Source organism: Amycolatopsis pretoriensis, assembly GCF_900107925.1.
Taxonomy (GTDB): domain Bacteria; phylum Actinomycetota; class Actinomycetes; order Mycobacteriales; family Pseudonocardiaceae; genus Amycolatopsis; species Amycolatopsis pretoriensis.
Genome location: NZ_FNUJ01000010.1, coordinates 253,418 through 276,713, shown reverse-complemented (window position 1 = coordinate 276,713; position 23,296 = coordinate 253,418). Strand labels below are relative to the sequence as shown.

General features: G+C 70.6%; 23 protein-coding genes and 1 pseudogene. 11 read left to right on the top strand and 13 right to left on the bottom strand.

Features of this window, described 5'->3' with window-relative positions:
- The first annotated feature begins 75 nt into the window (after nucleotides 1-75).
- Genes BLV96_RS38680 through BLV96_RS38650 form a run of 7 tightly spaced genes read left to right on the top strand, consistent with a single transcriptional unit; the run spans nucleotide 76 to nucleotide 9,106 of the window.
- Nucleotides 76-2,073 carry a fibronectin type III domain-containing protein gene (locus BLV96_RS38680; protein WP_086681810.1) on the top strand — a complete coding sequence of 666 codons (1,998 nt, stop codon included), beginning with the start codon at nucleotides 76-78 and terminating at the stop codon, nucleotides 2,071-2,073.
- Complete coding sequence (locus tag BLV96_RS38675; protein ID WP_086681808.1) at nucleotides 2,042-2,938, top strand: carbohydrate ABC transporter permease; 897 nt, start codon at nucleotides 2,042-2,044, stop codon at nucleotides 2,936-2,938. Before BLV96_RS38680 ends, BLV96_RS38675 begins: the two co-directional genes overlap by 32 nt.
- Before the next feature lie 8 nt (nucleotides 2,939-2,946).
- On the top strand, nucleotides 2,947-3,825 hold the full coding sequence (locus tag BLV96_RS38670; RefSeq protein WP_208608437.1) for a carbohydrate ABC transporter permease: 879 nt from the start codon (nucleotides 2,947-2,949) through the stop codon (nucleotides 3,823-3,825).
- On the top strand, nucleotides 3,822-6,089 hold the full coding sequence (locus tag BLV96_RS38665; RefSeq protein ID WP_086681805.1) for a glycosyl hydrolase family 95 catalytic domain-containing protein: 2,268 nt from the start codon (nucleotides 3,822-3,824) through the stop codon (nucleotides 6,087-6,089). The genes BLV96_RS38670 and BLV96_RS38665 overlap by 4 nt, the downstream gene beginning before the upstream one ends.
- A complete protein-coding gene (locus BLV96_RS38660) occupies nucleotides 6,089-7,045 on the top strand; it encodes an acetylxylan esterase (protein WP_086681802.1) in 957 nt (318 codons plus the stop codon). The genes BLV96_RS38665 and BLV96_RS38660 overlap by 1 nt, the downstream gene beginning before the upstream one ends.
- 7 nt (nucleotides 7,046-7,052) lie before the next feature.
- A complete protein-coding gene (locus BLV96_RS38655; RefSeq protein ID WP_086681798.1) occupies nucleotides 7,053-8,405 on the top strand; it encodes an ABC transporter substrate-binding protein in 1,353 nt (450 codons plus the stop codon).
- Nucleotides 8,406-8,434: 29 nt separating this feature from the next.
- Entirely contained in the window at nucleotides 8,435-9,106 is a 672-nt protein-coding gene (locus BLV96_RS38650; protein WP_208608435.1) for a GntR family transcriptional regulator, read from the top strand.
- 60 nt (nucleotides 9,107-9,166) lie between these two features.
- Here the strand turns inward: BLV96_RS38650 and BLV96_RS38645 are convergent, their stop codons facing one another.
- Together BLV96_RS38645 and BLV96_RS38640 are read right to left on the bottom strand one after the other, a co-directional pair.
- The gene (locus BLV96_RS38645; protein ID WP_086681796.1) at nucleotides 9,167-9,721 is read right to left on the bottom strand and encodes a snapalysin family zinc-dependent metalloprotease; all 555 of its coding nucleotides are present in this window, start codon (nucleotides 9,719-9,721) and stop codon (nucleotides 9,167-9,169) included.
- A 111-nt stretch (nucleotides 9,722-9,832) separates the two neighbouring features.
- Nucleotides 9,833-10,327, bottom strand: coding sequence for a winged helix-turn-helix transcriptional regulator (locus BLV96_RS38640; protein WP_086681793.1), 495 nt, complete (start codon nucleotides 10,325-10,327; stop codon nucleotides 9,833-9,835).
- Nucleotides 10,328-10,425: 98 nt separating this feature from the next.
- Between BLV96_RS38640 and BLV96_RS38635 the strand changes: the two genes are divergently transcribed.
- The 3 genes from BLV96_RS38635 to BLV96_RS38625 all read left to right on the top strand — a co-directional run bounded on the left by BLV96_RS38635 (nucleotide 10,426) and on the right by BLV96_RS38625 (nucleotide 13,100).
- Nucleotides 10,426-11,130 (top strand): SDR family oxidoreductase, encoded by a 705-nt coding sequence (locus BLV96_RS38635; protein WP_086681791.1) that lies wholly within the window; start codon nucleotides 10,426-10,428, stop codon nucleotides 11,128-11,130.
- A 143-nt stretch (nucleotides 11,131-11,273) separates the two neighbouring features.
- A complete protein-coding gene (locus tag BLV96_RS38630) occupies nucleotides 11,274-11,837 on the top strand; it encodes a TetR family transcriptional regulator (protein WP_091390214.1) in 564 nt (187 codons plus the stop codon).
- 99 nt (nucleotides 11,838-11,936) lie between these two features.
- On the top strand, nucleotides 11,937-13,100 hold the full coding sequence (locus tag BLV96_RS38625; RefSeq protein ID WP_086679399.1) for a cytochrome P450: 1,164 nt from the start codon (nucleotides 11,937-11,939) through the stop codon (nucleotides 13,098-13,100).
- Here BLV96_RS38625 and BLV96_RS38620 read toward each other — a convergent pair.
- Genes BLV96_RS38620 through BLV96_RS38605 form a run of 4 tightly spaced genes read right to left on the bottom strand, consistent with a single transcriptional unit; the run spans nucleotide 13,090 to nucleotide 17,536 of the window.
- Complete coding sequence (locus tag BLV96_RS38620) at nucleotides 13,090-13,587, bottom strand: GNAT family N-acetyltransferase (protein WP_086679398.1); 498 nt, start codon at nucleotides 13,585-13,587, stop codon at nucleotides 13,090-13,092. The two genes, BLV96_RS38625 and BLV96_RS38620, sit on opposite strands and share 11 nt — an antisense overlap.
- On the bottom strand, nucleotides 13,577-14,458 hold the full coding sequence (locus BLV96_RS38615) for a phosphotransferase family protein (protein WP_086679397.1): 882 nt from the start codon (nucleotides 14,456-14,458) through the stop codon (nucleotides 13,577-13,579). The genes BLV96_RS38620 and BLV96_RS38615 overlap by 11 nt, the downstream gene beginning before the upstream one ends.
- Nucleotides 14,459-14,474: 16 nt before the next feature.
- A complete protein-coding gene (locus BLV96_RS38610) occupies nucleotides 14,475-15,266 on the bottom strand; it encodes a siderophore-interacting protein (RefSeq protein ID WP_086679396.1) in 792 nt (263 codons plus the stop codon).
- Nucleotides 15,263-17,536, bottom strand: coding sequence for an ATP-binding cassette domain-containing protein (locus BLV96_RS38605; RefSeq protein ID WP_086679395.1), 2,274 nt, complete (start codon nucleotides 17,534-17,536; stop codon nucleotides 15,263-15,265). Before BLV96_RS38605 ends, BLV96_RS38610 begins: the two co-directional genes overlap by 4 nt.
- A 76-nt stretch (nucleotides 17,537-17,612) precedes the next feature.
- Here BLV96_RS38605 and BLV96_RS38600 point away from each other — a divergent pair, with 76 nt between their 5' ends.
- On the top strand, nucleotides 17,613-18,398 hold the full coding sequence (locus tag BLV96_RS38600; RefSeq protein ID WP_086679394.1) for a TetR/AcrR family transcriptional regulator C-terminal domain-containing protein: 786 nt from the start codon (nucleotides 17,613-17,615) through the stop codon (nucleotides 18,396-18,398).
- Here the strand turns inward: BLV96_RS38600 and BLV96_RS38595 are convergent.
- The 7 genes and pseudogenes from BLV96_RS38595 to BLV96_RS50075 all read right to left on the bottom strand — a co-directional run bounded on the left by BLV96_RS38595 (nucleotide 18,376) and on the right by BLV96_RS50075 (nucleotide 23,295).
- Entirely contained in the window at nucleotides 18,376-19,128 is a 753-nt protein-coding gene (locus tag BLV96_RS38595) for a methyltransferase domain-containing protein (RefSeq protein ID WP_091390213.1), read from the bottom strand. The two genes, BLV96_RS38600 and BLV96_RS38595, sit on opposite strands and share 23 nt — an antisense overlap.
- Nucleotides 19,117-19,320 (bottom strand): annotated as a pseudogene (locus BLV96_RS50350) (putative acetyltransferase); the annotation flags it as partial. The pseudogene BLV96_RS50350 and the gene BLV96_RS38595, both read right to left, overlap by 12 nt.
- A complete protein-coding gene (locus tag BLV96_RS38590; protein WP_086679392.1) occupies nucleotides 19,317-19,547 on the bottom strand; it encodes a glutaredoxin domain-containing protein in 231 nt (76 codons plus the stop codon). The gene BLV96_RS38590 and the pseudogene BLV96_RS50350, both read right to left, overlap by 4 nt.
- Nucleotides 19,544-21,652 carry a phage holin family protein gene (locus tag BLV96_RS38585; protein WP_086679391.1) on the bottom strand — a complete coding sequence of 703 codons (2,109 nt, stop codon included), beginning with the start codon at nucleotides 21,650-21,652 and terminating at the stop codon, nucleotides 19,544-19,546. The genes BLV96_RS38590 and BLV96_RS38585 overlap by 4 nt, the downstream gene beginning before the upstream one ends.
- On the bottom strand, nucleotides 21,649-22,230 hold the full coding sequence (locus BLV96_RS38580) for a DedA family protein (RefSeq protein ID WP_086679390.1): 582 nt from the start codon (nucleotides 22,228-22,230) through the stop codon (nucleotides 21,649-21,651). Before BLV96_RS38580 ends, BLV96_RS38585 begins: the two co-directional genes overlap by 4 nt.
- Nucleotides 22,227-23,018, bottom strand: a complete 792-nt coding sequence (locus BLV96_RS38575; RefSeq protein WP_086679389.1) for an MBL fold metallo-hydrolase — start codon at nucleotides 23,016-23,018, stop codon at nucleotides 22,227-22,229. Before BLV96_RS38575 ends, BLV96_RS38580 begins: the two co-directional genes overlap by 4 nt.
- 109 nt (nucleotides 23,019-23,127) lie before the next feature.
- Nucleotides 23,128-23,295, bottom strand: coding sequence for a hypothetical protein (locus BLV96_RS50075; RefSeq protein ID WP_158104197.1), 168 nt, complete (start codon nucleotides 23,293-23,295; stop codon nucleotides 23,128-23,130).
- Nucleotide 23,296 lies beyond the last annotated feature (1 nt).

The following is a 23,296-nucleotide window of genomic DNA, read 5'->3' as shown; positions in this document are numbered from 1 at the left end:
ATCCTATAGGATCCACGGTTCTGCTCGATCGAACCGCGGTCATCCGATGATTCCACCGACCTCGAAGGAGTGGTCATGGCAGCACGCGGCAGACGGGCCCTAGGTGCCCTCGCCGGACTGACGGTGATCGCCGGCCTGCTGACGGCCCCCGCGGCGGAAGCGGCGGAAGCGGCCGGACAACAGCAACCGGTGGCCCAAAAGCCGTACATGGGCTGGAGCAGCTGGAGCCTGGAGTCGACGAACTACCCCGGCGTCAACCCGACCGGCCCGGCCAGCTGGCTCACCGAGCAGCACGTGCTCCAGCAGGCCGACGTCCTCGCCGCGAAGTTCAAGCAGCACGGTTACACCTACGTCAACATCGACGCCGGCTGGTCGAACGGGTTCGACGAGCACGCCCGCCCGGTCGTCAACCCCACGACCTTCCCGGACGGCATGAAGTACGTCGCCGACTACGTCCACAAGAAGGGCCTGAAGCTCGGGTCCTACCTGGCCGTCGGCCTCGACCTCAAGGCCTACAACGACGGCAATTCCCCCATCGCGGGGACCACGAACTGCCACACCAAGGACCTCGTCTACCCCGACCTGCGCAAGACCAACGGCTGGGACTCCGCCTACAAGATCGACTTCACGAACCCGTGCGCCCAGTCCTACGTGGACTCCGTGGCGAAGCTGCTGGCCGGCTGGGGCGTCGACTTCCTCAAGCTCGACGGCGTCGGCCCCGGCTCCTTCAAGGGCGGCGACAACTACACCAACACCGCGGACGTCGAGGCGTGGCACCAGGCGATCGCCAAGACCGGCCGCCCGATGGAGTTCGTCGTCTCCTGGGCACTCAGCCACCGGCAGGCCGGCGTCTGGAAGGCCAACACGAACGGCTGGCGCGTCGACACCGACGTCGAGTGCTACTGCGACACGCTCGTGACCTGGAACAACTCGGTCAAGCAGCGCTGGAACGACGTCGTGCAGTGGATCCCCGACGCCGGGCCCGGCCACTGGAACAACCTCGACTCCGTCGACGTCGGCAGCGGCAAGATGGACGGCCTCACCGAAGCCGAGCGCCAGAGCTACCTGACGCTGTGGGCGATCGAGGCCGCACCGCTCTACATCGGCGACGACCTGACCCAGCTCGACGACTACGGCGTCAAGCTGCTCACCAACGACGAGGTCATCGCGGTCAACCAGGCCGGGATCCCGGCCAAGCCGGTGAGCCAGACGACCGACCAGCAGGTCTGGTACAACCGCGACGCCGACGGCAGCTACACGGTCGCGCTGTTCAACCTCGCCGCGACGCCGGCCCGCGTCACGGCGGACCTCGCGCAGCTCGGGATCACCGGCCCGGTCGAGATCCGCGACCTCTGGGCGCACAAGAACGCCGGCTCGACGACCGCCGACCTGCCCGTGCACGGCTCCCGCCTGTTCAAGGTGACCCCGCGCGACCGCAACACGCTGGCGGCCCCGGCCGTCGTGCACGGCACCGCGGCCACCGGTACCAGCGTCTCCCTGGCCTGGGACGCCTCGAAGGGCGCGCAGAACTACGACGTCTTCGCGGGGACCAAGAAGGTCGCCACGACCACCGGCTCGAACGTCACGGTCACCGGCCTCAAGCCCTCGACGAGCTACGACTTCACGGTCGTCGCGAACCAGCCGCACGGCAAACCGTCGGCGCCCAGCCGGAAGATCAGCGTCACGACACCCGCGGCGGACGGTCCGAAGGCCTACGAAGCCGAGAACGGCAGCCCGCAGGGCGGCGCGACCGTCTACGACTGCGCCTGCTCGGGCGGCAAGAAGGTCGGTTACCTCGGCGGCAGCGGGTACGTCGTCCTGCCGACGGTCACCACGGCCAAGGCGGGCACCTACCTGCTGCAGCTGTCCTACGTGGACGGTGACTCCAGCCGGACCGGCATCGTCACGGTGAACGGGACGTCGTTCCCGCTCCCGGTCGCCGGCAGCAACGACGACGACTGGAACACGCCGCAGACCGTCACCGTACCGGTGTACCTGCAGGCCGGGGCCAACACCGTCCAGATCGGCAACCAGGCAGGCTATGTCTACGACGTCGACAAGATCACCGTCTAGGCGGCGGGACGCGCCGATCGCGTGGCTGCTCATCAGCCCCGCGCTCGGCGGGTTCGCCGTGTTCTTCGCCTACCCGACCCTGCGCGGGCTCTACCTCAGCTTCACCGAGTTCCACGTCCTCAGCGACCCGCGCTGGATCGGCTTCGGCAACTTCGAACAGCTCGTGGGCGACGGCGAGTTCTGGCACTCGCTGTTCGTCACGGTCTACTTCGTCGCGCTGTCGGTGGTCCTCGGCGTGCTGGTTTCGCTGGTGACGGCGGTGATCCTGCACCGGCTCGCCGTGTCGGCCACCGTCCGCGGGCTGATGATCCTGCCGTTCCTCATCTCCGGCGTGGTCACCGCGCTCGTCTGGTCGTGGATGCTCGACCCGCAGCTCGGCATCGTCAACATCCTGCTCACGAAGGTCACCGGGGAACCGGTGCTGTTCTTCGGGTCGGGAGCCTGGGCGGTGCCGACGCTGGCGGGGCTCAACATCTGGAAGTCCATGGGCTACAACGCGGTGCTGATCTTCGCCGGGCTGCAGACCATCCCGGCCACCGTGTACGAAGCGGGCCGGATCGACGGCGCGAGCGAGCTGCAGATGTTCCGGCGGCTCACCGTCCCGCTGCTGCGGCCGATCCTGGTGATGGTCGTGGTGCTGACGGTGATCAGCTCCTTCCAGATCTTCGACATCGTGCAGGTGACCACCAAGGGCGGTCCGGCGAACGCGTCGAAGGTGCTCCAGATGTACATCTACGACAAGGCTTTCGGCCAGTTCGACTTCGGCTACGCCGCGACCATGTCGCTGGCCCTGTTCGTGCTGCTGGCCGCCGTCACCTTCGCCCAGCTGAAGATGGCTCGCGCCGGCGAGTCCGACACCAACTAGGAGGGACCGTGCGCCGGATCTCCCCGGGCCGGGTGCTCGCCTGGGCGTACCTCGTGCTCGTCCTGGTCGTCACGATCTTCCCGTTCTACTGGATCGTGCGGACCGCGCTGTCGAACAACTACGCCTTGGCGACGGACCCGTCGTCGCCCGGCCCGGTGGGCTTCACGCTCGGCGCGTTCAAGCGTGCGCTGGGCCTGGCGTCCCCGGCCGAGGCCGCGGCGCAAGGTGGGTCGGCCGCGTCGATCGACCTGCTGTCCGCACTGCGGAACTCGATCGTCTACGCGGTGCTGCTCACCGTCTGCACGGTGTTCTTCTCCGCGCTGGCCGCGTTCGCGTTCTCGCGGCTGCGGTGGCCGGGCCGCAACGCCGTGTTCGCGGTGCTGTTGAGTGCGCTGATGGTGCCGCAGGTGCTGACGCTGCTGCCGAACTTCGTGCTGATCAAGGACCTGGGGCTGCTCAACAGCTTCGGCGGGATGATCCTGCCGACGGCGTTCTTCTCGGCGTTCAACATCTTCTTCCTGCGCCAGTTCATGCTGGGGCTGAGCAACGAGGTCGAAGAGGCCGCGATCATCGACGGCGCCGGGCCGCTGCGCGTCTGCTTCCGGATCGTCCTCCCGATGAGCGTCGCGCCGATCGCGACCCTGGCGCTGCTGACGTTCATAAACACCTGGAACGACTACCTGTGGCCGCTGCTGGTCACCAACGACGACACCGTCCGCCCGCTCACGCTGGCGCTCGCGGTGTTCAAGCAGTCCTCGCCGCAGGCGGCGCTGGACTGGGCCGGCCTGATGGCCGCCACGCTCGTCGCCGCGCTGCCGATGCTGCTGCTCTTCGTGGTGTTCGGCCGCCGGCTGGTCAATTCCATCGGCTTCACGGGGTTGAAATGACGGATCTCCTGCTTTCCTGGCCACACCCGGCGAACGACTGGACCGAGGCGATGCCGGTCGGCAACGGCCGGCTCGGCGCGATGGTCTTCGGCGGTGCCGGCCGCACCCGCGTCCAGGTCAACGACGCCACGGTCTGGTCCGGCACCCCGGACGGCCCGACGGCCGCGCTGGCCGGGGTCGACGGCGGTCCCGAACGGCTCGCCGAAGTACGCGAAGCCGTGTTCGCGAAGGACTTCCGGCGGGCCGAAGACCTGTTGATGGGCTTCGAAGGGCCGTACAGCCAGGAGTTCCTTCCCTATGTGGACCTCTGGCTGACGCTGCCCGAGGGCACCTCGCACGGCCGGACCCTCAACCTGGACAACGGCGTCGCGACCGAACGGCTGACCATCGACGGCCACGACGTCGAACGGACGGTCTGGGTGAGCCGGCCCGCGCAAGTGCTGTGTGTCGCGCTGTCCGGCTGGACCGAGGTCGGTGTCGATCTGTCGACACCGTTGCGTGAGGTGTCGCGCGACGGTCTGGACCTGGGCATCGAGATCCCGGTCGACGGCGCACCACGGCACGAACCGCAGGTGGCGGAACCGCTGCGGTACGGAACGGCCGAGGGGTACGACCCGTTCGCCGCGGTTTCCGTCCGGGTCGCCCGGACCGAGACCGGCGTCCTGATCGTCCTGGCCAGTTCGACCAGCGCCTACGACGCCTGGATCGGCGACCGCCAGCACACCCGCGACGAACACCGGCGGCGCGCGGCCGTCCTCGCTGAGCGGGCCGCCGCGGAAGGTATCGAGGCTCTGCGGCGGGCACACGAAGCCGACCTGCGACCGCTGCTCGCGGCCGCGAGCTTGAGGATCGGCGAGCGGCGGGGCGGCACCCACGACGTCGCCGAACTGCTGTCCGGAACGGACGAACAGCTGATGGCGACCGTGCTCTTCCAGTACGGCCGCTACCTCCTGGCGAGCGCGTCCCGGCCCGGCGCGCCGCCCGCGAACCTGTCGGGCATCTGGAACGACGACCTGCGCCCGGCCTGGTCGTCGAACTACACGATCAACATCAACACCCAGATGAACTACTGGGCCGCGGAGACGACCGGGCTCGGCGAGTGCCACCGTCCGCTGTTCGACCTGCTCGGGAAACTCGCGGTGACCGGCGCCGACGTCGCCCGCGAGCTGTACGGCACGCGTGGCTGGGTCACCCACCACAACACCGACCCGTGGGGCTGGGCGCTGCCGGTCGGCATGGGGCACGGCAACCCGTCGTGGGCGATCTGGCCGATGGGGGGCGCCTGGCTGGTACAGCACGCCTGGGAGCACTACGACTTCACGCGTGATCGGGGGTTCCTGGCGTCGACGGCGTGGCCGCTGCTGCGCGGCTGCGCCGAGTTCTGCCTCGACTGGCTGGTCGAGGACGACGGCTTCCTCGGCACCTGCCCGTCGACGTCACCGGAGAACCTGTTCCTCTCCGAAGCCGGGACGAAGGAGTCGCTGACGCATTCGGCGACCATGGACCTCGTCCTGATCCGCGCGGTGCTCGAGCGGAGCCTCGCCGCGATGGACGCCCTGGAAGTGCACGATCCGCTGTACGCCGAGATCGAGGCCGCGCTGCCGAGGCTGCGCCCACTGCCCGTGCTCCCCGACGGGCGGCTGGGGGAGTGGGCCGAGGACCTGCCCGAAGAGGACTCGACGCACCGGCACCTGTCCCATCTCGTCGCGCTGTACCCGTTGGGGCAGTTGGACTCCCCGGAAGCGGCCCGCCGGGTGCTGGACCGGCGTGGACCGGGAGCGATGGGCTGGTCGTGGGCGTGGAAGATCGCGCTGCGCGCGCGGCTCGGCGACGGTGAGACCGCGCGGAAGCTGCTGAACGAGGCCACCCAGCCGGTCACCGGCGACCGCCACCGCGACGCCCCGGTCGACGGCTCCGAGTGGGGCGGGCTGCTGCCCAACCTGTTCAGCACGCACCCGCCGTTCCAGATCGACGGCAACTACGGCTTCCCGGCCGGCCTCGCGGAACTGGTGCTGCAGAGCCAAAACGACGTCGTGACGCTGCTGCCGGCCCTGCCCGCGGACTGGACGTCGGGGGAGGCCCGCGGGCTGCGGTGCCGCGGCGGGCTCGCGGCCGACATCGAGTGGCGCGACGGCGAACTGCGGTACGCCGTCCTGCGGCGGCTGTCGGGTGACCCGGCCGAGCCGGTGCGGGTGCGCTACCGCGGCCGCGAGACCGAGCTGTGGCTGCGGACCGGCGAATCGACCGTCCTGAAAGGACTGTGATGCTCACGGACCTCGGCCTCGACGCGCTGTGGGCGTACCGCAGCTCGTATGAAGCACCAGAGGACTTCGACGGCTTCTGGGCGTCGACGCTCGCCGAAGCGCGGGCGCACGACATCGGGCTGACCCTCACACCGGTCGAAACGCCGTTGCGGACACTGGACGTCTTCGACGTGACGTTCGCCGGCTTCGGCGGGCACCCGATCCGAGCCTGGCTGCGACTGCCGCGCAGCGCGGAGGAGCCGCTGCCGGCGGTCGTCCAGTTCCACGGCTACGGGAGCAGCCGGGGCAGCGAGCTGGAGCAGCTGCACTGGGCCTCGGCCGGATACGCGCACCTGCAGGTCGACGTGCGTGGTCAAGGCGGCGTGACGCCCGACCCAGTGGGCAGCGGACCGGCGTACCCGGGCCACCTGACCCGGGGCATCGAGAGCCGGGACACCTACGTCTACCGGCGGATCTTCACCGACGCGGCCCGTGCGGTGGACGCCGTCCGGGTGCTGCCGGAGGTCGACCCGGCCCGGGTGGCCGTCGTCGGCAACAGCCAGGGTGGCGGCATCGCCTTGGCCGCCGCGGCGCTGGTGCCGGATGTGGCCGCCGTGCACGCCCAGGCGCCGTTCCTGTGCGACTTCCGGCGCGCGAGCCTCGTCGCCGGCGGCCGGCCGTACACGGAGCTGACCGGCTACCTCGCGACTCATCGCACCAGGGAACGGGAAACGTTCGAGACACTGTCCTATTTCGACGGTGTCGGGTTCGCGGGCCGCGCGACGGCTCCGGCGTGGTTCTCCGTGGGGCTGATGGACGACATCGTCCCGCCCTCCACGGTGTTCGGTGCCTACCACACCTACCGCGGGCCCAAGGAGATCGCGGTGTGGGACTACAGCGCCCACGAAGCCGGGGGAGCGGACGACCTGCGCGCGGTGCTCGGCAGTTTCGAGTCGCTGCTCAAACCGACGAAGTGAGGAAGACATGGGATTTCGCGTAGCGGTGGCCGCCGGTCTGGCTGCGACCCTTGGCGCGCTCGTCGCCGCCTGCGGTGGCGGGTCGGCGAGCGGCAGCGGGACCACCGTCAACTGGTGGACCTGGGACGACAAGCAGGCCGCGGCGTACCAGACGTGCGCGTCGGCGTTCGAGAAGGCGAACCCGGGCATCACGGTGAAGATCACGCAGTACAACGTGGACGACTACTTCACCAAGCTGACCGCCGGGTTCGTCGGCGGCACCGCGCCGGACGCGTTCCAGAACAGCGTCCAGTACTTCCAGGCGTACGCGTCGCAGCACCAGCTGCTGCCGCTGGACGACTTGATCTCCCGCGACAAGTTCGACCTGAAGCGGTTCTCCGTCGGCGTCGACGCGTGGAAGTTCACCGACGGCAAGCAGTACGGCTTGCCGCTCGACTGGTCCGCGACCGGCCTGTACTACAACACCGACGCGATCACCAAGGCCGGCTACACCCCCGCCGACCTGGCGAAACTGACCTGGAACCCGGACGACGGCGGCACGTTCGAGAAGGTCGCGGCCCACCTGTCCGTGGACAAGAACGGCGTCCGCGGCGACCAGCCCGGGTTCGACAAGGACCACGTCGCCACCTACGGCACCGGACAGCTCGCTTCGCGGGACTTCATCGGCGAGTCCACGTGGAGCTCGTTCGCGATGACCACCGGCTGGCGGATGGCCGACAAGCAGTCGTGGCCGACGACGTTCACCTACGACGACCCGGTGTTCGCCAAGACCCTGAGCTGGGTGCGGTCGCTGGCCGACCGCGGGTTCGCGCCGAAGATCGGCACGTTCACGACCGGCGGCCAGGCGAGCATCAGCGACACCGACCTGCTCGGCTCCGGCAAGGTCGCGATGGAGACGGCGGGTTCGTGGACGGCCGGGACCTTCGCCAAGCTGCCCTTGAAGGTCGGCATCGCGCCGACGGTCCTGGGGCCGACGGGCAAGCGCGCGGTGCTGTCCAATTCGAACGGGAACAACATCTGGGCGGGCACGAAGAACCCCGATCTGACCTGGAAGTGGGTGTCCTACATGGGGTCGCCGGAGTGCCAGTCGGCGGCCGGCGCGAGCGGCACGTTCTTCCCGTCGATCCCGGCGTCGATGGACGCGGCCGCGGCGGCCATGAAGGGCCAGGGCGTCGATCTTTCGGTGTTCACGTCGATGCTCAAGGACGGCACGCTGGTGCCCGCGGTCGTCTACGGCAACGGCGCGGCGCTGCAGGACGCGGAACGGCCGCTGTTCGAGGCGTACTTCGCCCACCAGCGCGACGCCGACGTCTTCGCGGAAATGGCGTCGAAGAGCCGGACGGTACTGGGCAAGCAGTAGCCTGTAGGCACGACACGAGGGGAGCCAGGGTGGCCGCCGGACGAAGGCTCGAAGCCCTGCCGAGCAGGCAGGTGCTGGCCGACGGCGTCTACGAGCAGATCCGGGCGCTGATCATGAACGACGGCATCGAACCCGGTGCGCGCGTCAACATCGACGAGATCGCGCGCGAGCTGGGCGTGTCGGGCACGCCGGTGCGCGAAGCGCTGGCGCGGCTCGAGTCCGAGGAACTGGTCAGCCGGCTGCCGCTGCGCGGCTACCGGGTGACCGAACTGCTCGACCGCAAGGAAGTCGACGACATGTACGCGTTGCGGCTGCTGCTGGAGCCGCCGTCGGCGGGCCTGGCGGCGGCCGCGATGTCGGACGCCAACGTCGCTCTGCTGGAGGCCGAGCTGGCGACGTGCCCGGCCGCCCCGGCGGAAGACGCGTACAGCGACTACAAGGCGTTGACGGCGCACGACCAGCGGCTGCACGAGCTGATCCTGCACCTGGCCGGCAACGTGGCGGTGGAGCAGGCGTTCGCGCGGACCCACTGCCACCTGCACTTCTTCCGGCTGAACTACAACCAGCCGTTCGGCGAGCAGACGATCACCGAGCACCGGGTGATCGTGGACGCGCTGGTGGCGGGGAACGCGGCGGCGGCGCGCCAGGCGATGACCGACCACCTCGAGGTGGCGCGGGACCGCCTGCTGTCGCGGCTTTGACGCACGAAGGCCGCACCGGGCGTACCCGGTGCGGCCTCCCCCGACGACGTCAGACTTCGGTCACTTGACCGGCATGGTCACTTCGTAGACGCGGACCGGCGCCTTGCGCGCACCCGCGAAGCCGTTGGCCCACAGGGATTCCACCTGCGCGGCCTCCTGCGCGTTCGGGTTCGCGTTGGTGCACGACGGGCCGGGGCCACCGCCGGACATCAGCTCCGAGCACGGACCTTCGTAGTGGTCCGGCAGACCCAGCGCGTGGCCGGTCTCGTGGGCGGTGATGCGGGTCTGGTTGTACTGCTCGGCCTGCGAGTAGTCGATGAAGATCGTGCCGCTGCCGTGGCCGTCGGTCTGGGCGTACGAGCCGCGCGGGTCGTTGCCCTCGGTGTAGTGCAGCGACGCGCCCGAGGAGCTCTCCTGGAGCTTGACGTTCGACACCGCCGCGTTCCAGTTGGCCGCGCCCGCGTTGATCTGGTCGCGGAAGGTGGGGGCGTCCGAGGTGTCGTAGTAGACGACCGTGGCCGCTTCCGGGGCCGCCATCGCGGGCGCTGCGGTGAGCGGGGTCGCGATCATCGCCAGTGCGACGGCGGCACCGGGCAGCAGGTACTTCCGGGACATCGGGACTCCTTGCCGTGGGGAATTTGCCGGGTTTGCGCGCGCTGGGTGTCGAACTTACAAACTCGACCGGCTCTTGTGACCCGACTTTCGTACTGCAAGGAAAACGGTGATTTACCAACCGACGGGGTCTGCCAGCGGAATCTCACCTTCGGACAGCCACGAGCCGCGCCACGCCAAATCGTCCCTGACCAGCGCTTTTCCGCACGCGTCGCACTTCTCGCCGGGTCGGGTCAGCTCGCCGCAGGCGCAGTGGACCAGCTGCATGGGGCCGTACGCGGTTTCCGACGAAGTGTGGGCGTCACCCCACGCGCCGAGGGCGTGCAGCACCGGCAGCGCGTCCGAGCCGGCCTTCGTGAGGCGGTACTCGTGCCGCGTCCGGCCGCCGTCGCGGTAGGGGAGCTTCGTCATCAGCCCGCGCTCGACGAGCTTCGCCAGCCGGGTCGTCAGCACGTTGTCGGCGATGCCGAGCTGCGCGCGGAAGTCTTCGAACCGGGTCGTGCCCGCGGTCGCGTTGCGCAGGATCAGCAGCGTCCACGGCTCGGCGATGATGTCGGCGGCGCGGGCGATCGGGCAGGAGTTGTCCTCCCACGTGGTCCGGCGGCTCATGTGATCCCTCCTACCTGACTTGCTCGGAGCAAGTCTACGCCGTACAGTCGGCCGTAGCTAGCTTGCAAAGAGCAAGTCAGGTGCGAGAGGAGCTCGTCATGGAGATCACGGGTGCGGTGGCGCTGGTCACCGGAGCCAACCGGGGACTCGGCCGGCAGTTCGCCGCCGCTCTTCTGGCGCGTGGCGCGAAGAAGGTCTACGCCGCCGCGCGCAATCCGGAGTCCGTCGACCTGCCGGGTGTGGTGCCGCTTCGCCTCGACGTCACGGACCCCGAGTCGATCCGGGCGGCCGCCGCGCAGGCCGGCGACGTCACGCTGCTGGTCAACAACGCCGGGTCGTCCACGGGGTCGTCGCTGCTCGGCGGGTCCCTCGACGACATCAAGCTCGAGATGGACACGCACTACTTCGGCACCCTCGCCGTGACGCGCGAGTTCGCGCCGATCCTCGAGCGCAACGGCGGCGGCGCGGTCCTGAACGTGCTGTCGGTGCTGTCGTGGTTCACCTCGCCGCAGGTCGCCGCGTACTCCGCGGCCAAGTCGGCGGCCTGGTCGCTGACCAACGCGCTGCGCCTGGAACTGGCGCCGCAGAAGACGCAGGTGACCGCGCTGCACGTCGGCTACATGGACACCGACATGGCCAAGCACGTCGACGGGCCGAAGATCGACCCGGCGGTCGTGGCCGGGCTCGCGCTCGACGGCGTCGGGCAGGGCCGCTTCGAGGTGCTCGCCGACGACGTCACCCGGAACGTCCGGGCCGGGCTGTCGGGTGACCTCGCGGGGCTTTACCCGGCCCTCGTCTCCTGAGTTATCAATTTCCGACAATTCCGGGGTGCTCCGGGACCCCGGAACACGGGTGTCCCGGACCCGGGCGTATGAATGGCCGGGTGCCGGAGAACGTCGAAGCCGGAAACGGCCGAACGAGGAACCGCTGGGGCGAAGGCGAACGGCTGCGCGGGGAAATCCTGGCAGCGGCCGGGCGGTTGCTGGCCGAGCTCGGCGGGGAAGACGGGCTGACGATCCGCGGTGTGGCTCGCGCGGTCGGCATCGCCCCGGCGAGCATCTACCAGCATTTTTCCGACCGCGCGGAATTGGTGCGCGGGCTGCTCGACCACGAATACGCGCGGCTCGCGGAATCGATGCGCGCGGCCGAGGAGACGCTCGGCGAAACGGACGTCGTCGGCCGCGTCCGGGCGCAGATTCACGCGTACTGCACGTTCGCGATGGAGAACCCGGGGCATTACCGGTTGATGCTGGCCAACGGTGCATCCCGGGTGGAGCCGGGCGGTCCGGCGGAAGGGCCGCTGCTGGACTTGATCGACCGGCTGGCGGCGGGTTTCGAGAGGTGCGTCGAGGCGGGTCACGCGCTGCGGGTGACACCGGGACGCGCGGCGGCGGTCGTGTTCGTGGGGGCGCATGGGCGGGTCGCGTTGTTCCACAGCGTTTTGAACCGGACGGGGGCCGAGCTGGTGGAGCCGTTCGTCGACGAGCTGGTGTCGCTCGTGTTCGCCTGATCGGCAGGGTGGCGAAGTCCCCGGAAGATGCTTAGCATAGCTATGTAAATTTCCGGCAGCTTCGGGAGGTATCCGGTGGACGGCGTGCCCGCGTTTCCGATGACCCGGCGGTGTCCCTTCGACCCGCCCGCCGAACTCGGCGAGCTGCCGCCCGTGTCGCGCGTCCGGTTGTGGAACGGCAGCACGCCGTGGCTGGTCACGCGCTATGACGATGTCCGGGCCGTGCTGCGCGACTCGCGGGTCAGCGCCGACTCCGATCGGGCCGGCTATCCACACCAGAGCGCGGCTTCCGCGGCTCGGCGGCAGCGCGCGAAGTCGTTCATCACCATGGACGGCGCCGAGCATGCGGCCCAGCGGCGGCTGCTGACCGGTGACTTCCTCGTAAAGAAGATGGAAGCCCTGCGCCCGGCGATCCAGCGGATCGTCGACGACCTCGTCGACGGGCTGCTGGCCGGTCCGAAGCCCGTCGACCTCGTCACGGCGTTCGCGCTGCCGGTGCCGTCGCTGGTGATCTGCGAGCTGCTCGGCGTGCCCTACGAGGACCGGGAGCTGTTCCAGGACATCACGAAGGTGATGGTCTCCCGGACGGCGACGCCCGCGGAAGCGGTGCAGGCGACCGAAGAACTGCTGGCTTACCTCGGCGGCCTGGTCGAGCGGAAGGTCGCCGACCCGGGTGACGACGTCCTGAGCAAGCTGGCCGTGTCCCAGTACGCGACCGGGCGCATGAGCGCGGAAGAAGTAGCGTCGATGGGTCAGCTGCTGCTGGTGGCGGGCCACGAGACGACGGCGAACATGATCGCGCTCGGCACGGTCGCGTTGCTGGAGCACCCGGACCAGCTCGAACTGGTCCGCACCGGCGACGCGGACCTGCTGCGCCGCGCGGTCGAGGAACTGTTGCGCTACCTGAACATCACGCACACCGGACGTCGCCGGGTGGCGGTCGAGGACATCGAAATCGGCGGCGAGCTGATCCGCGCGGGCGAAGGCCTCATCGCGGCGGGCGACGTCGCCAACCGCGACGGCGCGGTGTTCGCCGAGCCGGACCGCCTGGACGTGACGCGCGAGGCCCGCCACCACGTGGCGTTCGGGTACGGCGTGCACCAGTGCCTCGGCCAGACGCTGGCCCGGGTGGAGCTGCAGGTGGTGTACGGGACTTTGTACCGGCGCCTCCCGCGGCTGCGGCTCGCGGTACCGGTGGAGGAGCTGGCCTTCAAGGACGACATGCTGGTGTACGGGGTGCACTGCCTGCCGGTCACGTGGTGAGCGGCTTGCGCATCAGGACGCACGTGGTCTCGTAACGGCGGATCGAGCCGTCCGGCGCCTCTTCGTCCCAGCTCTCGGGTGCCTTGCCGTAGGCGGCGTAGCCGAGCCGCTCGTACAGCGCCTGTGCGCGCGGGTTGTCCACTTCGACGCCCAGTTCCGCGTGCCGCAAGCCGCGGGCGCGGATGCGTTCTTCGGCGGCGAGCACCAGTGCCGAGCCGATTCCGCACGACTGCAGGGCCGGGTGCACCGCCAGCTGGCCGATCGTCCCCGCCTCCGGGTTCGCGCGGTAGTCGATCAGGCCTTTGCCGACGGGGAGCCCGGACCGCGACGCGCACGCGGCCAGGTACTCCGCCTCGCCGAGGGGGACGCGCGCGAGCTGCCGGGCCACGTGCTCCAGGTGCAGCCGGGACCCCGACCAGCCGCACTCCGGCAGGTCGGCTTCCGTGAGGTCGCGGATGGTCAGCGGGACCACGATTTCAGAGCGCACGCTGCAGCGTATCGAGATGACCGGCCAGGCGGTGCCGGATAAAACGCGCCCGGTCGGGGTCGTCGACTTTGCGCGGCACCATCTCCACCAGCATGATCAAGTCGAGGTACACCCGGTACAGCCCCAGCCGCGCCCACACCGGCATGCCGAACCGCACCGGGCCGCCCGCCGTCCGGTAGCCCTCGAGCAGGCCCGGGTCGAGGTCGCGGAACAGGCCCAGCGACACGAACTCCGCCGCTGGGTCGCCCCAGAACGCGCGCTCGGCGTCGATGATCCCCGACAGCCGGCCGTCGTCCAGCAGGAGGTTGCCGTCCCACAGGTCGAAGTGGACCAGCACGGGGGTCGTCACCAGCTCCAGCAGCGGCTCGTGCCGGCGCACCAGGTGCGCGATCTCCGCCGCCGGGCGCGGGAGGTGGACGCCGTAGCGGACGGCGTCGGCCAGGATCGCGTCCGCCATCGCCGTGAACGCCTTCGGCCACGTCGGGTGCAGAGTCTCCTGCGGATAACCGAAGCCGTCGCCGGTGACCGTGTGCAGCCCGGCCACGACCTCGCCCAGCTCCCGGTGCGGCCGCGGCCCCTCGGGCAGCTGCGACCACGGCACGCCCGGCAGCTCCGTCATCAGCAGGAACCCCGGCCCCGACCCGACCACCGACGGCAGCGGGCCGGAAACCCGGCGGTAGTACTCGGCTTCGGTGGCCAGGAGGTCGTGTTCGTGCGAGAGCCCCGGCGCGGTGGGCGCGATCTTGAGCACCAGCCGCCGCCCGTCGGCCAGCTCCAGGCGTGTCGCCGTGTTGTACGTTCCGCCGCCGATGTCCTCGGCCGCCACCACCGAAGCCGGGTCGATGCCCGATGCCGTCAGTTCCGCGCGCACCCGGCCGAGTCTGCCACTAGGTCAGCTTTTCGCGCGCGTCGGCGAGATCCTCGGGGGTCGGCGCGTCGTCCTGGGTCAGCTTGCGGCGCCAGTAGCCGGTGAACTCGATGTCCCCCTTGGCGAACCCCCGCTCGCCCACCAGGTGACGGCGCAGCGACCGCACCATTCCCGCTTCACCCGCGAGCCAAGCCGCCGTCCCCGGTCCGAGAGCGGCGCCGCGCACGGCGTCGAGCAGCTTGCTCCCGTGCGGTGCGCCGTCCCGGTGCAGCCAGTGGACGGGCAATGGCTGTTCCTCCGCCGCGTCCGCCACTTCGACGAACGCCACGGCGTTGTCCACTTCGGACAGTATCGTGGCGATGGCCGGCACCGCGGTCTCGTCGCCGGCCAGCAGCAGGGTGTCCGCTGTGGACAGTGGACGGCGGTACGCGGCGTCCGGGCCGTACCGGCCGAGAACGGCACCCGGCGCTGCGGTCCGCGCCCACGCCGTCGCCGGGCCGTCGGTGTGACCGGAGTGCAGCACGAACTCGACGTCGATCGTGTCGCCGTCCCGCGAGCGCACGGTGTAGCTGCGCATCACCGGCCGTTCGTCCTCCGGGATCGCCAGGTACGCCTGGTACCAGCGCATGACGTCGCCGTCGTCGGCCGAAGGCAGCCGCACCGGGCGGCCCGGCGGCGGGAACAGGAGCTTGAGCTGCTGGTCGGGCCACGCCGGAAGCTCGCGCAAGCCGGAGCCGGTGAACGTGACGCGCACGGTGCGCGGTGTCGGGTGCCGCACCGCGGTCACTTCGAGCAGGCCGGTCGGGTTCACGGCTTCTCCAGGTATTCGCGCAGGTGGCGGGCCGTCAACGTCGAGGCGTTCTCGACGAGCGACGCCGGGGTCCCTTCGAAGACGACCCGGCCGCCGTCGTGGCCGGCGCCGGGGCCGAGGTCGATCAGCCAGTCGGCGTGGGCCATCACGGCCTGGTGGTGCTCGATCACGATGACCGTGTTGCCCGCGTCGACGATCCGGTCGAGCAGGGACAGGAGCTGGTCGACGTCGGCGAGGTGCAGCCCGGTCGTCGGCTCGTCGAGGATGTACGTCGATCCCTTCTCGGCCATCCGGATGGCCAGCTTGAGCCGTTGCCGCTCGCCGCCGGAGAGCGTGGTCAGCGGCTGACCGAGCGTCAGGTAGCCGAGGCCGACGTCGGCGAGGCGGTCGAGGACCGTCCGCGCGTTGCCGCCTGCGAAGAACTCGCGCGCTTCGGCGACGGACATCGCGAGGACTTCGCTGATGTTCTTGCCGCGCAACTCGAACGTGAGCACCTTGGGTGTGAACCGCCTGCCCTCGCACTCTTCGCAGACCGACGCGACTCCGGCCATCATCGCCAGGTCCGTGTAGATGACGCCGAGCCCCTTGCAGCGCGGGCAGGCGCCTTCGGAGTTGGCGCTGAACAGGCTCGCCTTGACACTGTTGGCCTTGGCGAACGCGGTGCGGATCGGGTCGAGCAGCCCGGTGTAGGTCGCCGGGTTCGACCGCCGGGAACCGCGGATCGCCGACTGGTCGACCACGACGACGTCGTCGCGGTTCGCGAGCGAGCCGTGGATCAGCGACGACTTCCCGGAGCCCGCCACGCCGGTGACGACGGTCAGGACGCCGAGCGGGACGTCCACGCTGACGTCCCGCAGGTTGTGCAGGCGAGCGCCGGTGATGGAGACGTGCCCGGTCGCCGTCCGCACCGAGGGGCGCAGCGTGACGCGGTGGTCGAGGTGGCGGCCGGTGAGCGTGCCGGACGCGCGCAGGCCGTCGACGCTGCCGGTGTAGCAGAGCCGGCCGCCGTCGGTGCCCGCGCCGGGGCCGAGGTCGACGACGTGGTCGGCGATCCGGATCGTCTCCGGCTTGTGCTCGACGACCAGGATCGTGTTCCCCTTGTCCCGCAGGCAGAGCAGCAGGTTGTTCATCCGCTCGATGTCGTGCGGGTGGAGCCCGACGGTCGGCTCGTCGAAGACGTAGGTGACGTCGGTGAGGCTGGATCCGAGGTGGCGCACCATCTTCACGCGCTGCGCCTCGCCGCCCGAGAGCGTCGCGGATTCCCGGTCCAGGGAGAGGTAGCCGAGGCCGATCTCGACGAGCGAGTCGAGGGTGTCGCGCAGGTTGCCGAGCAGCGGCCGGATCGACGGCGCGTCGAGGCTCCGGACGAACTCGGCGAGGTCGCTGATCTGCAGCGCGGCGCAGTCGGCGATGTTCTTGCCGTCGATCTTCGCCGACAGCGCGGCCTGGTTCAGCCGGGCGCCACCGCAGGCGTCGCACGTCTTGAAGGTCGCTGCCTTCTCGATGAACGCCCGCAGCCGCGGCTGCAGGGTCTCGGTGTCCTTCTGCAGGTAGAGCCGCCGGACCTTCACCGCGAGCCCCTCGTAGGTGATGTTGGTCTTGCCGACCTTCACCTTGCACGGGCCCTTGTGCAGCAGGTCGTCCAGCTGCTGCGGCGTGAAGTCGCGGATCGGCGTGTCGGGGTCGAAGAAGCCGCAGGAGAGGTAGGTCTGCACGTACCAGTTGTCCGGCGTGAAGCCGGGCACGAGGATCGCGCCGTCGTGCAGCGAGCGGTCGAAGTCGAGCAGCGCGTTCACGTCGAGGTCGGAGACGCGGCCGAGGCCCTCGCAGGCCGGGCACATGCCTTCGGGCAGGTTGAAGCTGAACGCGCCGGACGTGCCGACGTGTGGTTCACCCAGGCGCGAGAAGGCGATCCGCAGCATCGCGTAGGCGTCGGTCGCGGTGCCGACGGTGGAGCGCGAGTTGGCGCCCATCCGCTCCTGGTCGACGACGATGGCCGCGCTGAGGTTCTCCAGCAGGTCGACGTCCGGGCGCGAGAGGCTCGGCATGAACGACTGGAGGAAGGCGCTGTAGGTCTCGTTGATCAGCCGCTGGGACTCGGCCGCGATGGTGCCGAAGACCAGGGACGACTTGCCGGAGCCGGACACGCCCGTGAACACCGTGAGCCGGCGCTTCGGGATGTCCAGGTCGACGCCGGTCAGGTTGTTCTCCCGGGCCCCCCGGACCTCGATCACGTCGTGGGTGTCGGCGGCCCGCCTGGGTGAGGTCATGCTGTCCTTCTTGATACTTTAGGCTGTAAAGTGATTCTCGATCGTACAATACTTTAGGGTGTAAGGAGTCGGCAAGGTGGTCGTCTTCGCGGGTCAGGGCGACGCCCGCCGGTCCATGGAACTGCTGTGGGGGCCGCGCGTGGTCGCGCCGCGCACGGGCCCCGGGCCCAAACCGGGGCTGTCCGTGGAGGCGATCGTCGCGGCGGCGATCGACATCGCCGACACCGAGGGCATGACGGCGCTGTCGATGCGTTCGGTGGGCGAGCGCCTCGGCCGGACGGCGATGGCGTTGTACACGTACGTGCCGGGCAAGACCGAGCTGGTCGACCTCATGTACGACCGGACCCTGGGTGAATTGCCGTCATCGTTTTCTTCGTCCGACGGTTGGCGTGCGGCGGCTTTGGCTTTGGCCGACGCCCTGTGGGACCTGCACCTGCGGCACCCGTGGCTGCTCCTGGTGTCACCCGCGCGGCCGGTGTTGGGGCCGGGGGAGTTCCACGTCCAGGAGACGCTGCTGTCGGTACTGGCGACGACAGGGTTGCCCCTGTCCCGGGTGCGGTGGGTGGTGTCGGCCCTGTTCAACGTCGTCCGCGGCTCGGTCCAGACGGCGGCCGAATCCCGCCAGGCGGCGCGCGAGACGGGATTGTCCGAAGAGGACTGGTGGGGTGCGCGGTCGGCGTTGCTGGGGGAGCTGGTACCGGATTTGACGGCCCGGTTCCCGACGGTGGCGCGGTTGCCGCCGGGTGAGCCTTCCGACGAGCCCTACCTCGAACGCGAGGCGCGGCTGGCGTTCGAGGCGGGCCTGGAACTGCTGCTCGACGGCGTCGAGACGGCGATCGTCAGGGCTTCCGAGCTTCGATGAGGAACCTCGTCGTGTGGGCGACGAACGGGCCGTCGCGCTCGATCAGCTCGTGCAGTTCCCGCAGTTTCGGCAGGTACTGCTCGACCGTGAACCCCGGGACCATCCAGATCACCTTGCGCAGGAAGTAGACCACCGCGCCGATGTCGAAGAACTCGGTCCTCAGCGACTCCGACCGCAGGTCCGTGACCTCCAGCCCGGCGGCACCGGCGGCCGCCACGGCTCGGTCCGGGTGGCGGCTGTTGCGGCCCTCCGCCGGCTGCGGGCCGAGGAAGAACTCGACCAGCTCGAACACGCTCGCCGGTCCGACCTGCTGCGAGAAGTAGCTGCCGCCGGGGCGCAGGACACGGGCGATGTCGGACCACGCCGTCGTCACGGGGTGCCGGCTGGAAACCAGGTCGAACACGTTGTCGCCGAAGGGAATGCCTTCGGTGGCCACGACCACCACTCCGCGCGGCCGCAAGCGGGCCGAAGCGCGTGCGACGTTCGGCGGCCACGACTCGGTGGCGGCCATCAGCGGCGGCAGGGACGGGCAGCCGTCGAGGACTTCGCCACCGCCGGTCTCGAGGTCGAGCGCGGCCTGGACGTCCGCGAGGCGCGAGCCCAGCATCCGCTGGTAACCCCAGGACGGGCGAGCCTCGGTGGCGCGGCCGTCGAGCCAGGAGAAATCCCAGCCGTCCACCGACACCGCGTCGGCTTCGGCCACCAGTTCGTCGAAACGCGATTTCCGCACCGGCGGCGGGGGCACCGGCTTGGCCAGGGTGACGGCGTCGAACGCCACCACGACCGGGCCGCGCCGGGTCTCCACCGTGCACGTCGTCGAGTCGCGCGCCACCAGGTCGCCGAGTGCGTCGGTGAACCCGCCCTCGATCCGGTAGCGGACCACCACCCGCGTGCCCAGCGGCAGGTCCCGCAGCAGCTTCACAGCCGCGCGCTCAGCTCGTCGTCGGACGGCTCGACCAGGAAGGTGCCGTCGTCCCACACGATCGTCGGGATGCGGCGGGCGCCGTCCTGCAGCTCGCGGACGCGCGCCTCGGCCGCCGCGTCCGCCTCGACGTCCACATAGGAATATTCGACACCCTCGCGGTCGAGCAGCGCGCGGCTGCGCTTCACGTCCGGGCACCAGGAAGCGCCGTACACCGTCAAACTCACGAAACAACCTCCGAAACAGCGTCGGGAACGGGCGACGGGTGACCCAGCTCGGTCAGCCACCCGCGGAACACCTGGTGCAGCGCCTCGGCGCCGACGACCTCGCCCAGCGGCGCCAGCGAACGCGGGTGCACCACGAACCCGCGCTGCTGCGGCCCACCGAGCCCGCCGTGCGAGCCCACGTGCGTCTCGAACGGCGACGCCTGGTCCGAGTCCGGGTCGTAGCGGCTGTTGATCATCACGTCGGCGCAGTGCGGGAACGTGTCGACGCGCCGGATCAGGTCGGCCGCGTGCGGACCGTACGGCAGCAGCGGGTCCTCGCCGATGACGACCCCGGAAGCCAGCCGGTGCAGGCCGTCGCGGCCCAGCACCACCGGGCCGAACTCGCGGCTGCGGACCAGCATGAACCCGACCCCGGGGTGGTCGACCAGCGACGGCAGCAGCTCCGGGAACTCACGCTCGATCGTCTCCAGCTCGACCCGGCCTTCGTGCTCGGTGAACGACACCATCGCCGTGTGCCCGGACACCACCACGACCACACCCGGCGCCACGCGCGTCACCGCGCCCGGCGAGCCGGACTCCGTGCGCGGCCGGTCGCCACCGGTCTCGGCGTTCTCGACGCGGCCGCGCAGCCGGCGCGCGATCAGGCCACCGCTCTTCGTCGCCTCCGCCAGCGCCGCGTTGATCTGCCAGCTCTCGGCCTGGCGCCGCTTGCCCGCGGCAGCCGACGGAGAACCCCCGCACAGCCGGCCGACGTACGCCTCGATCGTCTCGCCGAACCGCTCCGAGAACGCCTGGCCCTGCGTCTGGCCGTGGTCCGACAGCGCGACGACGTGGTAGCGGCGCGGGGCGAGCCGCGAAGCCCGGTGCAGCCGCGCGATCTGCTGGTCGATCGAGCGCAGCACGGACAGCGTGTCGAACCGCTCGATGCCGGAGTGGTGCGCGACCTCGTCGTAGCCGAGGAAGTCGGCGTACACCACCGGCCGCCCGGCCAGCATGTCGCCGAGGATGGCCGAGACGACGACGTCGCGCGCGATCACCGTCGTGCCCGGCCGGGCGAGCGGGTACCAGCCGCCGCGCGGGATCCGCGGCACCACCCCGGCGCGGCGCTGGCGGACCGACGCGTTGATCTCGCGGAAGACGTCGGCGAGGGCGACGACGAACGTGCGCAGCGCGTTGACCGGGTTCGCGAAGTAGGCGTAGTAGCCCGCGCCGAGGCGGTCGCGGCGGCGGTGGCGCAGCTTCTTCGGCACCAGCACCGGGATCGAGCTCATGGTGAGGCTGACGTGCTCGGCGTCGCCGGAGAACAGGTTGCCGCGGCTGGCGCCGTCACCCGAGAGCAGGCCGCGCCCGTCGGAATGCCGCCGCTCGATCTCGGCCGCGTCGGTCGGGTGCGCGCACGCCATCACGTGGTCGCGGTCCTTTTCGTACCAGCGGAAGCCGAGGATGTCGTGGTTGTCCCCGTGCAGGATGCCGCACACGCTCGCCCCGGTCTGGGAGCTCCAGTCGGTGTGCCACGGCGTCAGCGTGTGGCTGCCTTCGGCGAGCCAGGCGGCGAACGTCGGCATGTCGCCGTCGCGGACCGCGCGGCGGACGGTGTCGTACCCGAGGCCGTCGATCTGCAGGAACACCACACCGGGCGGCTGGTCGGGGGCACCGGGTGCGGCCGCATGACGACGGCGGCGCCGGGCGGCGCGGCGGAAGAAGATCTCGTCCTCGTCGACGGCCAGCGCCGTCGAGATGAGCGCGCCGACGCCGGCCATGGCGACGGTGACGATCACCGCGGTCCGGAAGCCGACCAGTTCGACGCCGGGGATGGTCCGGAACACCGCCAGGGTGCCCGCGCCGAGCAGGAGGAACCCGAAGAGCCCGAACGTGAAGAACGCCAGCGGGTAGGCGATCCGCATGGCCAGCGGCCAGACGAAGGCGACCAGCACGCCCAGCACCAGCGCGCACACCGTGGGCTGCCACCAGTGCGTCATCCGGAAGCCGGGCAGGAGGACGTCGAGCAGGCGCAGCGCCCCGGTGACCGCGGCCCACACCAGGAGGATGCGGGCGACGGCCCGGCCGCCTCGCAGCAGACGGCCCTTCGGCGCGGTCGTCGTCACACCTTCTCCTTGGTTTTGCGCCGCCACCGGGAGACCAGGTTCAGCAGCACGGTGACCAGCAGGACCAGCACCGTCGCCAGCAGGGTCGCGATGAGCGGTGAGTCGAAGATGCCGCCGCTGAGGATGCCGAGCAAGCTGTACGCGGTCGCCCAGAGCACACACGCGACGAGCGCCGCGGGCAGCAGCCGCCGCCACGGGTAGCTCAACGCGGCCGCGGCGAGCAGCACCGGGATCCGGCCGGCCGGGACGAGCCGGCCGATCACGACGAGCTGCCAGCCGCGGCGGGTGAACTGGTCGCGGGCCTTCTCCAGCCGTTCGGCGGGCTGGCGGCGGCTGATCCAGCGGAACGCGGCTTCGCTGCCCAGGCGCGGGATCCCGAACGTCACGACGTCGCCGACGTACGCGCCGAGCACGGCGAGCACGATGACCAGCGGCAGGGACAGGTGGTCGGTGGTGGTGGCGACGGCGGCCGCGGCGCCGACGACCGCGCCGGTGGGCACGATCGGGATGATCGAGCCGAGCAGCACGCCGCCGAACACGGCCGGGTACCCGATGGCGGCCGGGTCGGTCCAGTTCACGCGCGGTCCGTCGGCGCGGGGAGCACGACGTCGGCGCCGGGCTCGGTGAACAGGACTTCGGTGGTTCCGCCGGCGGCTTTCACCTCGGCGGCGAACACGCGTGGCGGGTCGGCGAGCAGCCGGCGCATCCGGGCGGTCCGCTTCAGGCCGGGGACGGCCAGGGTGCCCCAGTGCACCGGCACGGCCGCGCGCGCCCGCAGGATTCCGGCGGCTTCCGCGGCGCGAGCCGGGTCCAGGTGACCCGGCCCGAGGTTCGGCCCCCAGCCCCAGACGGGCAGCAGGGCGACGTCGACCGGGCCGAAATCCGCCATCCCGGCGAAGAGGTCGGTGTCGCCGGCGTTGTAGACCTTGGTGCCGGCGCCCTCGATCAGGTGCCCGATCGCGGGGCTCTGCGGGCCGTGGGTCAGCCGCGGGCCCCACCGGTGTCCGGAGTGGACGGCCTCGGTGGCGGTGACCGTGAGCGCGCCCTCGGCGAGGGTCTCGCCGGGCGCGATCTCCTCGACGTTCCGGAATCCCTTCCTGGCGAGCCACGCCCCGGCCCCGCGCGGGACGACGATCCGGGTGCCCGTGCCGAGCAGCTTCAGCGACGGCAGGTGCAGGTGGTCGCCGTGGAGGTGGGAGAGCAGTACGAGGTCGACGCCGGCGTAGGCGTCCGGCGGTGGCGGCGGCACGACCCGGACGAGGCCGCCGACGCGCGCGGTGAGCACGGGATCGGTCAGCACGACCCGATCGGCCAGTTCCAGCCGGACGGTCGAATGGCCGAGGAAACGCAGGTTGAAGCCGCTCACGGTGTCGAGTATCGCCCTCGGCCGTGGCGGATGCCCGGCGGAGTGGCGTGAACAACGCTGCCCGGTGACGGCGGGTGGCTCGTGCACTCCCTTCGGGTCGGCGGGCTCGCTAGCCCTGGCCCCGCGGCCGGGGCCGTCCGGTCAGCCGCAGCTTCAGGCGCCGGCGCATCCGGCGCCACCTCGCGCGCAGGTCCGTGCGCAGCGCTTGCTCGGCTTCGCGGTGCATGCCGATCCCGTGCAGCAGCTCGGCGATCCGCACCTGCTTGTCGTTGGGCACC